Genomic DNA, 11,323 nt, shown 5'->3' on the forward strand with positions numbered 1-11,323 from the left:
GTCGCCGAGGAGGTCCGCCGCCGCTGGCCGGGGACGCCCACCGTGGCGCTGGCCCGCGCGCACGGCACCGCCACCGACCCCAGCGCCGCCTGGGCCGATTCCGTCACCGGCGGTGCGTGGGCCGCGCGTCAGCGCGTCCCGATCGTCGTCACCGACCGTGACGCGCTGCACCCGGCGGTCGCTGACGCGCTGCGCCGGTGGCAGCCGACCCGGACGGTCCTGCTGGGTGGAGTCGCGGCCCTGTCCGACGCCGTGCAGGCTGCGGTGCCCGCACCGCAGCGGGTGGCCGGCCCGTCGCGCGTCGAGACGGCCGTGGCCATCGCCACCCAGCTGTGGGGCAGCGCATCGCCCCGCCGGTACGTCGTGATGCACGGGTTCCGCCCCGACGGGTGGGCGTACGGCCTGTCGGCCGCCGGGCTCGCTGCGGACACCGCCGCGCCCGTCCTGCTCGTCGACGGCAGCCCCGAGGTGCACCCGGCCGTGCGTCCGCTGGTGGGCGCCTGCGGCCAGCCGGTCGTGGACCTGATCGTGGTCGGTGGAACCAGCGTCCTGGGCGAGTCGACCGTTGCGGCGCTCGACGCCGCAGACGGCAACGCCTGCTGACCGGTTCAGGTCAGCCCGAGGCAGACGAACGGCGAGTCGGCGCATCCGGTCATCGCCGCGCGGAGCGTGAGGCCGAACGCGACCGCCGCTCCCAGCGCCACCGGGGCGTAGTCGAACCCGGCTCCCTCGCGGCGGATCGCCCCGATCCGGCCCGCCACCACGGCGATCAGCGGGAACAGCGACCCGTAGAAGTAGTGCAGCCAGTTCAGGGACCCGGACGGAACCCGGTGACCGATCACCAGCAGCACCACGCCAACGACGACCTGCACCAGCAGCACCGTCTCGGTGTAGTACTGCAGCCCCCAGAACGGCCGGCCCACCTGCGGGCGGCGGAGCAGCCGTGCCAGTCCTCCGTAGACGGCGACCACCAGGAACGCTGCGATGATCGAGATGGCCAGGTACCGGTGAGCCGTCACCATGTGGGCACCATCTAGGCGACGTCCTGCTCGGCGCTCACCGTCTCGGCGCGCCGGGCTTCGTCGACGTCACGGCGCTTGAGACGCGTCAACCACCGGTACGTCAGCCAGCCCACCAGCGGCGGCCCCGCGACCAGCAGGACGCGGAGCACCAACGTGAACCGCTCGAGCGCGATCATGAACCGCGCGGCGATCACGTCGTTGCTCCCGGCGACCAGCATCACCGTGAGGAAGGTGACCCCTGCCGCCCCGACCGCAGCACGCAGCGGGTTATCGCGGACGTCGTCGAGGATGTTGTGCTCCTCGTCGTCGCGGGCGATGTAGCGCCGCTCGAGCCACGGCCACGCCCCAGCCAGGACGAAGATCAGGCCGGGGATCACCACCCCGGGGATGAACGGCTGGGGGATCACGATCCCGAAGATGCGGATCGACCAGGCCGGCCACAGCCGCAGCACCCCCTCCAGCCACCCGACGTACCAGTCGGGCTGGGACGGGGCGAACACCCGCGACGGCTCGAACGGCCCGTACAACCAGACGGGGTTGATCTCGTAGAAACCGCCCATCAACGCCAGGACGGCCACCGTCGCCGCGAACGCCGCAGCCGAGACCATCGTCTGGGTGGGGAACATCGGCTTGCCGACGATGTTGCGCTCGGTCCGGTTCTCGCCGGGATGCTGGCTGTGGCGCACCCGGAACAGCAGCAGCATGTGAGCGCCGACCACCGCGGCGAGCAGGCCGGGGAGGATCATGACGTGCAGGATGTGCAGGCGGCCGATCAAATCGGGGTTCGGCACCTCCCCGCCGAGCGCGACGAACGCCACGAACGGGCCCAGGAACGGGACCGACAGCAGGGTGGAGTACCCGATCTGCAGGCCGGTCCCCGACAGCAGGTCGTCGGGGAGCGAGTACCCGGTGAACCCCGCCCCGATGCCGAGCAGGACCAGCACGATCCCGGTGACCCACATCAGCTCACGTGGCTTGCGGAACGACCCGGTGAAGAAGGTGCGTAGCATGTGGGCCACGACCGCGGCCATGAACACGTTCGCGCCGTGGTGGTGGATCTGGCGCATCAGCAGCCCGGCGCGCACCTCGAAGCTGAGCCGCAGCACCGACTCGTACGCGGCCGACACCTGGGCTCCCTGGAGGGGGACGTAGGGGCCGGTGTAGGTCACCGGCCGGGTGTCGGGCCGGTAGAACAGCGCGAGGAAGGTCCCGGTGAGGAACAGCACCACCAAAGCGAACAGGGCCACCTCGCCGAGGAGGAACGACCAGTGATCCGGGAACGGCTTGCGCAGCAGCTTGCGGGCCCCCTGGGCGATGCCGAGCCGGTCGTCGAGCCACCGTGCGATCGCGGGGACCACGCCGCGGCTGTGGCGGCCGTGAGCGTCGACGGGGCGTTCGGTCTGGCGTTCGCGGTCGCGTTCGGCGCGCTCGGTCATGCGCGGCCTCCACGCTCGATGTTCCAGAACTCGGGGCCGACCGGCGCTTCGAAGTCACCCAGCGCGACCAGGAACCCCGCGTCGTCGGTGCCCAGCGGCAGCTGGGGCAGTGGCCGTGTCGTCGGACCCGAGATCGGCCTGGCGTTGTCGTACACGGCGAACTTCGACTGGTGGCAGGGGCACAGCAGTTCCGCGACCTCCTCGCGGTACAGCCCGACCGGGCAGCCGGCGTGGGTGCACACCTTCGAGTAGCAGACGATCCCCGGGACGGTCTGCGCCGTGATGCCACCTTCGACGATCCGGTCGAATTCGATCCCGATCAGCAGGGCCGCTGACTGCCCGTCGCCGGTGTGGCCCTCCGGGAAGACGGTGATGACTCCTCCGGGTCCGACCATCCCGGCGCGGACCGGGCGGCCGGCGAAGTCGACCACGCGCGATCCACGTGCCCAGTTGGTGCGGAACAGCTGGCCGCCGGGGGGAGCGCCGAGGGAGAAGAACGGCAACCCCAGGGCGAGCGCCAGTGACGCGCCCGCGCCTGCGAGCAGCCGGCTGAGGAACCGTCGGCGGCTGGCGACGTCGGGATCGCGGGCCTCCCGAGCTTCCAGGTAGGCGTGCTCGAACGCAGCTCGGTCCTCGTCCGAGGAACGCATCGGCGGGCGTTCCTCGAGCAGGTCGGGTTCGGCGATCAGCACCTTGGTCCACACGACCAGCCCCACGGCGGCCCCCGCGAACGCCGCGAACAGGAACAACCCTTCGAGTTGGGTGTGACCGCCGGCGACGTAGACCACGACCAGCCCGACGGCCGACGCGATCGCCACGGAGAACGCGATCGCGGCGGCGCGTGTGGCCCGCCGGATCGTGGTGTCGCGGTCGTCAGCTGCCACGGCGGTGCTCCCCGATGAAGTACATCGCGACCAGCAGGAGCACCAAGCCCAGACCCCACGAGACGAGACCTTCGGTGACCGGTCCGCTGCGACCGATCGTGAGGCCACCGGGGCGTTCCCGTTCGTCGGTGAGCCAGACGATGTAGCGGATCAGATCGTTGAGCTCGTCGTCGGAGATGACGCCGGTCTCGAACACCGGCATGACCCCGGGCCCGACGCGGACAGCTTCGGCGATCTCGACCGGGGAGGAAGGGTCCAGGCCCGGCGCGATATCGCGCTGGCTGATCGCGATGCCGCGCCCCAGCGCGCTGTGGCATGCGATGCAGTTGGCCTCGTACAGCTCGCGTCCATGTGACAGGTCGCCGCGCTGAGGGTCGGGGTCGGGGATCGCCGGCTCGTTCGGTGCGAACGTCTTGACGTACGCCACGATCGCCCGCCGCTGCTCGTCGTCGAGCCGCGGAGGACGTCGCACGCTCCCCGCGTCGGGTTGCGGCGGCGGCATGCGTCCGGTCCGGATCACGAAGTCGATCATCGCCGGGGGGGCGTCGCGGAGCGGCGGGGCGTCGGTGCGCACGCCGCCGCGGCCCTGAGCGCCGTGGCACGTCGCGCACTGGGAACCGAACAGCTCCCGGCCGCGGGCGACCAGCTGCGGATCGGTGGTGGGGGCCGCCGTGGGGTCGGGGTCGGCCCCGGTCGGGGCGGCGGTGGGGTCCTGCACACCCGCGGCGGCCGTCGCGCCAGCCAGGACCCCGACCACCCCGAGGATCGTGACGCGGATGGGCCACCGCCGCGAAGGGTCGGTGGGCATCCGCACCTCCGTGCGTCTCGCGGCGAGCGGCAGTCGGCGGGCAGCCCAGCCTAGTCAGGCTCCTCCTGCGGCCCCTCGCGGTTGCGGCTCGAGGCGGTCGGCGAGGAGGGCGCCGGCAGCGTCCGCCAGCCGCAGGATCTCCAATGGCAGCGGGAAGATCAGCGTCGAGTTCCGTTCTGCGGAGACCTCCGCCATGGTCGCCAGCACCCGCAGCTGCATCGCGGCCGGGTGTGCTTCCAGCTGCTCGGCCGCGTCCGCCAGGCGCTGCGCCGCCTCGTACTCGCCCTGCGCGTGGATCACCTTGGCGCGCCGCTCGCGTTCGGCCTCCGCCTGACGCGCCATCGCCCGGCGCATCGCTTCGGGCAGCTCGACGTCCTTGACCTCGACCAGGGTCACCTTCACCCCCCAGGGGTTGGTCAGCTGATCGATGATCTCCTGCAGCCGTGAGTTGATCTCGTCACGGTTGATCAGCACCTCGTCGAGGTCGACCTGCCCGATGATGCTCCGGAGCGTGGTCTGGGCGACCTGTGAGGTACCGAAGATGTAGTTCTGGATGGCGATGACCGCCTTCACCGGCTCGACCACGTTGAAGTAGGTCACCGCGTTGACGCGGACGGTGACGTTGTCCTTGGTGATGATGTCCTGCGGTGGGATGTCCATGGTGACCGTCCGCAGGCTGACCAGCTCCATGCGGTCGATGATCGGGATGATGAAGAACAGCCCCGGGCCTTTGGCGTCCTGGACGCGCCCGAGCCGGAAGATCACCCCGCGCTCGTACTCCTGGACGATCTTGATGGCGCTGACGAGGAACCACAGCAGGATCAGTACTGCGACGCCGATGCCGATGAGGAGTGGGTTCACGGTGTGCCTTCCTGGTTGTCGCTGGTTGCGTCCTCGACCGGTTCGACGACCAGCTCGAGGTCGCGCCGGCCGACCACGCGGACCTCGTCGCCCTGCTGCAGTCGTCGGGTGGGACTGCGGGCGTTCCACCACGCCCCGCCGACGAAGACCTGCGCCCGATCGCCGACGATCCGCCGGACCGTGGTGGTCTCGTTCAGCGCTGGCTCAGGACCTGCGGCGACCGGCGCGGAGCGGCTGCGGGCTGCCACCACCGCGAGGCCCGCGGCGGCCAGCCCGGCCAGCACCACGGTCGGGATCAACACCCTCAGATCGACCCCGACGCCCGTTGGGCGCTGGAACAGGAAGAGCCCGGCGAGCAGGAGGGCGACCGTGCCCCCGGCCGCGAGCACACCGATCCCTGGGGCGAAGATCTCCCCGACGAACAGCGCGATCGCAAGTCCGAGCAGCGCCAACCCGGCCGTGTTCACTGGGAGGACCGCCAGCGCGAACAGCGCCAGCACGATCAGGATAACCCCGACCGCGGCGCCCGCGCCGACGCCGGGCTGGGCGAGCTCGTACAGGATCGCCAGCGTTCCGATCGACATGAACAGGAACGCGATGTTGGGATCCGCCAGCCGTTGCAGCACCCGGCGCGCCCACGACGCCTCGTAGGACACGATCTCGACCCCGGTCGTGTCGAGCTGCACCTGGCGGCCGCCGGCGACCTCGATCGTGCGACCATCGATCGCGCGGAGCAGGTCGTCGCGGGTGGCGGCGACGAGATCGACGACGTTGCGCTCCACCGCCTCCTCGGCGGACAGTGACGCACCATCGACGGTGGCCTCCTCGGCGAAGTCCACGTCGCGCCCCCGCGCGTCGGCGATCGCCCGCGCGTAGGCGGCGGCGTCGTTGACGATCTTGTCCAGCACCTCGCCCTGCTCGAGGTCGATCGGTGTGGCGGCGCCGATGTTCGTTCCCGGAGCCATCGCCGCGATGTGCGCGGCGGACGTGATCAGGTACCCGGCCGACGCGGCACCCGCTCCCGCGGGAGACACCCACACCACCACCGGGACGTCGGCGTTCAGGAACGACTTGACGATGTCACGCATCGCCGTGACCAGACCGCCGGGGGTGTCGAGGCGGACGATCAAGGCTGCGTGGCCGCCGCGCTGCGCTTCCTCCAGCGCGTCGGCCAGATGGTTGGCCATGACCGGGGTGACCGGCCCGGTCGCCTCGGTCTCGAGCACGGAACCATCTTGGGCGGCCGCGGGCACAGCCAACACCAGGAGCAGGCACGCGGTGTACAGCGCCGCGACCGCCGCTGACAGTGGTCCGGCGAGTCCTTCGGTCAACCGCATGGCGACATCCAACCGTACGCGCCAGGACTGCGTGTCCGTCGCGGCGTGGGCAGGATGGTGGCGGAGGAAGGAGCCGCCGTGCTGGCAGCCTTCTCGATCAGTCCTGGCGGTGTCGGCGAGTCCGTCGGTGAGTTCGTGGCGGAAGCCGTCCGCATCGTCCGCGCCTCCGGCCTGCCGAACCGGACCTCGGCCATGTTCACCGAGATCGAAGGCGACTGGCCAGAGATCTCGGCCGTCATAGGCCAGTGCATCGACGCGATGGAGCGTCGCGGGGCACCCCGCGTGAGCGTGGTCGTCAAGGTCGATCACCGGCCGGGCCGCCACGACATGCTCGACAGCAAGGTCGCATCGGTGGAGCGGCGCTTGATCGAGGGGCGCTGATCGCCGAGTACAGCCGATGATTTCCGCCCGCAGAGCGGCCGGCGATCGGGACGACGGGGACTAGTCCCGGTCCCGCTTGGGGGCGCCGGGGACCATCACCAAGATGGTGCCAACTGGCTACCAAGTCCGGTGCGTCGACGCACCGATACCTCACGTGAAGCCGGCCAGTGGCGTCTCAGGTTGCGGGGCTCACCCTGCGTTGATCGGGTGACGTCACTCGCCGGCCGGCACGAACGGGAGGCGCCATGACCGCCGCACGAGTGCTGGTCGTCGACGACGATCCGGCAGTCCGCCAGATGCTCGAGCTCGCGCTCGTCTTCGAAGGCTTCGAGATCCTGACCGCCGCGGATGGGCTGGAAGCTCTCGGCCGCGCGTTGCAGGCACGGCCCGACGCGATCCTGCTGGACGTGATGATGCCCAGGATGGGTGGACTTGAGGCCGCGCAGGCACTGCGTGGCGACCCGCGCACCACCGCGACCCCGATCATCCTGCTCACCGCCCGTGCCGGTGAGGAGGACCTGTGGTTGGGCTGGCAGGCGGGCGTCGATTCGTACCTGGTCAAGCCGATCGACCTCGACTCGCTGGTGATGGAGATCCGGCGGGTCATCTCCACGACGGCGGTGGCATGACGACCCGGACGGCTGCGCGCGGCGATCAGTCGTTGGTCGGCTGATCCTCGACCAGGCTGGCGATCTTGGTGCAGGCGGCACGCAGGCACACCAGTTCGTGCGGCGAGAGGCGTGCGACCAGTCGCTCCTCGAGGATCCGCACGTGGACCTCACCGGCGCGGCGCAAGGTGCGACGCCCCGCCGGGGTCAGCACCGCGTACGTCCCGCGCCGATCCGATGAGCACACTTGTCGGCGGACGAGGTCGGCTTCCTCCATGCGGTCGATCAGACGGGTGAGCCCGCTGCGCGTCAGGGGCAGGCGCTCGGCGATCTCCTGCAAGCGCAGCCGCTGACCGTCGGCTTCCGCCAGGTACGACAGCACGTCGTAGGTCAGCAGGGCTACGCCCGAGTGCTCCTCCAGGGCGGCGTCGAGGGCAGCCTCGAGGATGGCGTGGGCTCGCGTGAGCGCCCTCCACGCCAGCACCCGTGCGTCGTCACAGCGCTGCATCACGCGCATCCTACCAGATATGTTGCTTAATCAACGGTTGCTAAAGCAACCATCTGACGTACGATGTGGTTGCGCTCGAAACCACACCAACGAGGACGTGATGGAACGACTGCATACCCGCACCCTGCCGGTGCTCCCGGTCGAGCACGGTGTCGTGCTGCCCCAGATGGTCGTGACGGCTGTCCTGGAGCGCGCTGAGGCGGCTGCGGCGGTGGCCGCAGCCCAGGCTGGTGACGGCCTGGTCCTGCTGCTGCCTCGCGTCGAAGGCCGCTACGCCAGGATCGGGACGGTCGCGAAGGTCGAGGACTCGGGTCGCCTGCCGAGCGGCGCGGACGTCACCGTCGTGCGCGGCGTGTTCCGAGGCGTGGTCCACACCGGCGTGGCCGGCACCGGCGACGCGCTGTGGGTCGACGTTGAACCTGCGCCGGACCCCGACCGGACCTCCGAGCGGGCGGCCGAGTTGGCCCGAGAGTACCGCGCGCTGGTCGAGACGATCCTCGACGCGCGGGGTGCCAACGACGTCGCCGAGAGCCTGCGCGGCATCGACCACCCCGGTCACCTCGCGGACACGTCCGGGTACTCCCCGGACCTATCCACCGAGCGCAAGCTGAAGATCCTCGAGACGCTCGACATCGAAGAGCGCCTCGGGCTGCTGATCGGTTGGGCCCGGGAGATCGCCGCGGACGTCGAGCTCAAGGAGCGCATCCGCAAAGAGGTCACCGAAGGCATGGACCGCCAGCAGCGCGAGTACCTGCTGCGCCAGCAGCTCGACGCCATCCGCAAGGAGCTGGGTGACGACGACGACCTCGTCGAGGTCCTCCGCCAGCGCATCGCCGAGGCCGGCATGCCCGAGGAGGTCCGCGAGCAGGCAGAACGCGAGCTCGGCCGTCTCGAGCGCACCAACGCCCAGAGCCCCGAGCACGGGTGGATCCGCACGTACCTCGAGTGGCTGCTGGACCTGCCGTGGGACGTCCGCAGCGACGACCACCTCGACCTGACCGAGGCGCGCGGCGTCCTCGATGCCGATCACACCGGTCTGGAGGACGTCAAGGACCGCATCCTGGAGTTCCTCGCCGTGCGCAAGCTCCGTGAGGAGCGTGGCCGCGCGCCCGAGGGCGGCCGGGGTTCGGGCGCCATCGTCACGTTGGTCGGTCCTCCTGGCGTCGGGAAGACCTCCCTCGGTGAGTCCGTGGCCCGGGCGATGGGGCGCAGCTTCGTCCGCGTGGCGCTCGGCGGGATCCGTGACGAGGCCGAGATCCGCGGCCACCGCCGGACCTACGTCGGGGCGATGCCCGGGCGGATCGTGCGGGCGCTGAAGGACGCGGGGACGCGCAACCCCGTCATCATGCTCGACGAGATCGACAAGGTGGCCGTCGGAGGATGGTCGGGAGACCCGGCCGCCGCTCTGCTCGAGGTCCTCGACCCAGCGCAGAACCACACGTTCCGTGACCACTACCTCGACGTGGACCTCGACCTGTCCGAGGTCCTGTTCATCCCGACCGCGAACGTCGTCGAGACGATCCCCGGCCCGCTGCTGGACCGGATGGAGGTCATCCACCTCGACGGGTACACCGAGCTGGAGAAGCTCGCGATCGCCCGCGACCATCTGCTGGCCAGGCAGATCCAGCGCAACGGCCTGGAGGCCGACGAGGTCACCGTCACCGACGACGCGCTGCGGACGATCATCACCGAGCACACCCGCGAGGCCGGGGTCCGCAACCTCGAGCGGCTGATCGGGAAGGTGCTGCGCAAGGTCGCGACCGGCCTGGCAGCAGGCAACGCCGAGGCGCCCGTCGCGATCGATGTCGGCGACGTCCGTCGCTACCTCGGCAAGCCACGGTTCCACAACGAGGTGGCCGAACGCACGGCCGTGCCCGGTGTCGCGACAGGACTGGCCGTGACCGGAGCGGGCGGTGACGTGCTGTTCGTTGAGGCGGCGGCTCTGCCCGGCGACGAGGGGCTGACCCTGACCGGACAGCTCGGCGACGTGATGAAGGAGTCGGCGTCCATCGCGCTGTCGTTCGTTCGCTCCCACGCCGACGAGCTCGGCATCGACGTGCCCACCGGCCGGCGCTTCCACGTGCACGTCCCAGCCGGCGCGATCCCCAAGGACGGGCCGTCGGCGGGGATCACGATCACCGCTGCGCTGGTCAGCCTCCTGTCGGGTCGGCCGGCACGGTCGACGGTCGGGATGACCGGCGAGGTCACCCTGCAAGGACGGGTGCTCCCGATCGGTGGCGTGAAGCAGAAGGCGCTGGCGGCGCACCGCGCCGGACTGACCGAGGTGATCCTGCCTGCCCGGAACGAGGCCGACCTCGACGACATCCCCGACACGGTGCGCGAGGAGGTCACCATCCACCTGGTGGGCGACGTCACCGAAGTGCTCGAGCTGGCACTGGAGACGGCACCGCAGCCGGTGGCGGCCTGACCGGGGACGGCGGTGAGCCGGCGGGGCGTGTGACGGTCCGGGCGTCGGTCTTGGCCCGAGTTTGGCCGATGGTTCGTCCGTCGGCCGGTCGTCGGCCCGGCGGTGCGACTTCCAACGGTCGGCGCCCGTAGGGTCGTCTCGGGCCAGAAGGAGGAGTGACGTGCGGATCGGGATCTTGACCGGTGGAGGTGACGTCCCCGGCCTGAACCCCTGCATCAAGGCCGTGGTGGAACGGGTGATCGACGACGGGCACGAGGTCCTCGGGATCCGCCGCGGCTGGGGCGGCCTGCTCAACTGCGACACCGATGATCCCGACTCGATGGCGAGCAACACGATGCCGCTGGACCGTGCGACGGTGCGGACGATCGACCGCACCGGGGGGACGATCCTGCACACCTCGCGGACGAACCCGGGGCGGGTCCGGGCCAAGGACGTCCCCGACTTCCTCGCCGACGACGCCGCCGGTGAGGGCCCCCACGACTTCACGTCGCACGTGTTAGGGGTGCTCGAGGAGCTCAAGCTGGATGCGCTCGTCCCGATCGGTGGGGACGACACGCTCTCCTACGGTCTGCGGATGCACGACGAGGGCGTGCCAGTCATCGCGATCCCCAAGACCATGGACAACGACGTCCACGGCACCGACTACTGCATCGGCTTCTCCACCGCGGTGACACGCAGCGTCCAGTTCATCCACCAGCTGCGGACGTCGACCGGATCGCACGAGCGGCTGGCCGTCATCGAGCTGTTCGGCCGCTACAGCGGCGAGACATCGCTGATCTCGGCGTACCTGGCCGGCGCGGATCGGGCGATCATCTCAGAAGTGCCGTGCGACGTGCAGAAGCTGGCGGAGCTGGTGGTGCACGACCGCGGCGTCAACCCCAGCAACTACGCCGTGGTGACGGTGTCGGAGGGTGCGAAGTTGACTGGTGGCGACCTGCACCTGCGGGGCGAGGCCGACGCCTACGGACACCGCAAGCTCGGCGGTATCGGCCAGCAGCTGGGCGAGATGCTCCGCGAGATCACCGGAGTGGGGATCATCGAGCAGCGGCT

12 protein-coding genes are annotated in these 11,323 nt (G+C 70.5%); 5 read left to right on the plus strand and 7 right to left on the minus strand.

The features are described from left to right. On the plus strand, window positions 1-603 hold a 603-nt coding region (locus tag M3N57_06395; GenBank protein ID MDP9022319.1), incomplete at its 5' end, for a cell wall-binding repeat-containing protein. A gap of 5 nt (window positions 604-608) precedes the next feature. Here M3N57_06395 and M3N57_06400 read toward each other — a convergent pair. From M3N57_06400 to M3N57_06425, 6 genes are read right to left on the minus strand one after another with little or no spacing between them, the layout of a single operon-like run. Further along, on the minus strand, window positions 609-1,022 hold the full coding sequence (locus M3N57_06400; GenBank protein ID MDP9022320.1) for a hypothetical protein: 414 nt from the start codon (window positions 1,020-1,022) through the stop codon (window positions 609-611). 11 nt (window positions 1,023-1,033) lie between these two features. Further along, the gene (locus M3N57_06405; protein MDP9022321.1) at window positions 1,034-2,458 is read right to left on the minus strand and encodes a cytochrome bc complex cytochrome b subunit; all 1,425 of its coding nucleotides are present in this window, start codon (window positions 2,456-2,458) and stop codon (window positions 1,034-1,036) included. Further along, complete coding sequence (locus tag M3N57_06410; protein ID MDP9022322.1) at window positions 2,455-3,342, minus strand: Rieske 2Fe-2S domain-containing protein; 888 nt, start codon at window positions 3,340-3,342, stop codon at window positions 2,455-2,457. The genes M3N57_06405 and M3N57_06410 overlap by 4 nt, the downstream gene beginning before the upstream one ends. After that, window positions 3,332-4,150 carry a c-type cytochrome gene (locus tag M3N57_06415; protein ID MDP9022323.1) on the minus strand — a complete coding sequence of 273 codons (819 nt, stop codon included), beginning with the start codon at window positions 4,148-4,150 and terminating at the stop codon, window positions 3,332-3,334. Before M3N57_06415 ends, M3N57_06410 begins: the two co-directional genes overlap by 11 nt. Before the next feature lie 54 nt (window positions 4,151-4,204). Continuing rightward, window positions 4,205-5,011, minus strand: a complete 807-nt coding sequence (locus M3N57_06420; protein MDP9022324.1) for a slipin family protein — start codon at window positions 5,009-5,011, stop codon at window positions 4,205-4,207. After that, window positions 5,008-6,348: a nodulation protein NfeD gene (locus M3N57_06425; protein ID MDP9022325.1), complete on the minus strand. Its 1,341-nt coding sequence runs from the start codon at window positions 6,346-6,348 to the stop codon at window positions 5,008-5,010. Before M3N57_06425 ends, M3N57_06420 begins: the two co-directional genes overlap by 4 nt. Window positions 6,349-6,426: 78 nt before the next feature. On the opposite strand from M3N57_06425, the gene M3N57_06430 reads away from it, so the two are divergent. Continuing rightward, window positions 6,427-6,729, plus strand: coding sequence for an MTH1187 family thiamine-binding protein (locus M3N57_06430; GenBank protein ID MDP9022326.1), 303 nt, complete (start codon window positions 6,427-6,429; stop codon window positions 6,727-6,729). A gap of 245 nt (window positions 6,730-6,974) precedes the next feature. Further along, window positions 6,975-7,358 (plus strand): response regulator, encoded by a 384-nt coding sequence (locus M3N57_06435; protein MDP9022327.1) that lies wholly within the window; start codon window positions 6,975-6,977, stop codon window positions 7,356-7,358. Window positions 7,359-7,383: 25 nt separating this feature from the next. On the opposite strand, the gene M3N57_06440 is transcribed toward M3N57_06435, so the two are convergent. Next, window positions 7,384-7,845 (minus strand): MarR family transcriptional regulator, encoded by a 462-nt coding sequence (locus tag M3N57_06440; GenBank protein ID MDP9022328.1) that lies wholly within the window; start codon window positions 7,843-7,845, stop codon window positions 7,384-7,386. 100 nt (window positions 7,846-7,945) lie between these two features. Between M3N57_06440 and lon the strand changes: the two genes are divergently transcribed. Together lon and M3N57_06450 are read left to right on the plus strand one after the other, a co-directional pair. Beyond that, a complete protein-coding gene (gene lon, locus M3N57_06445) occupies window positions 7,946-10,273 on the plus strand; it encodes an endopeptidase La (protein ID MDP9022329.1) in 2,328 nt (775 codons plus the stop codon). A gap of 160 nt (window positions 10,274-10,433) precedes the next feature. Continuing rightward, on the plus strand, window positions 10,434-11,323 hold an 890-nt coding region (locus tag M3N57_06450; protein ID MDP9022330.1), incomplete at its 3' end, for a 6-phosphofructokinase.

This window comes from Actinomycetota bacterium, from assembly GCA_030776725.1.
Lineage (GTDB): Bacteria > Actinomycetota > Nitriliruptoria > Nitriliruptorales > JAHWKO01 > JAHWKW01.

Excerpts from the sequence above, each read along its gene's own strand:
- M3N57_06400 (MDP9022320.1), bottom strand. The coding sequence starts at position 1,022 with ATGGTGACGGCTCACCGGTACCTGGCCATCTCGATCATCGCAGCGTTC.
- M3N57_06415 (MDP9022323.1), bottom strand. The coding sequence starts at position 4,150 with ATGCCCACCGACCCTTCGCGGCGGTGGCCCATCCGCGTCACGATCCTC.
- M3N57_06425 (MDP9022325.1), bottom strand. The coding sequence starts at position 6,348 with ATGCGGTTGACCGAAGGACTCGCCGGACCACTGTCAGCGGCGGTCGCG.
- M3N57_06435 (MDP9022327.1), top strand. The coding sequence starts at position 6,975 with ATGACCGCCGCACGAGTGCTGGTCGTCGACGACGATCCGGCAGTCCGC.
- M3N57_06440 (MDP9022328.1), bottom strand. The coding sequence starts at position 7,845 with ATGCAGCGCTGTGACGACGCACGGGTGCTGGCGTGGAGGGCGCTCACG.
- lon (MDP9022329.1), top strand. The coding sequence starts at position 7,946 with ATGGAACGACTGCATACCCGCACCCTGCCGGTGCTCCCGGTCGAGCAC.
- M3N57_06405 (MDP9022321.1), bottom strand. The coding sequence starts at position 2,458 with ATGACCGAGCGCGCCGAACGCGACCGCGAACGCCAGACCGAACGCCCC.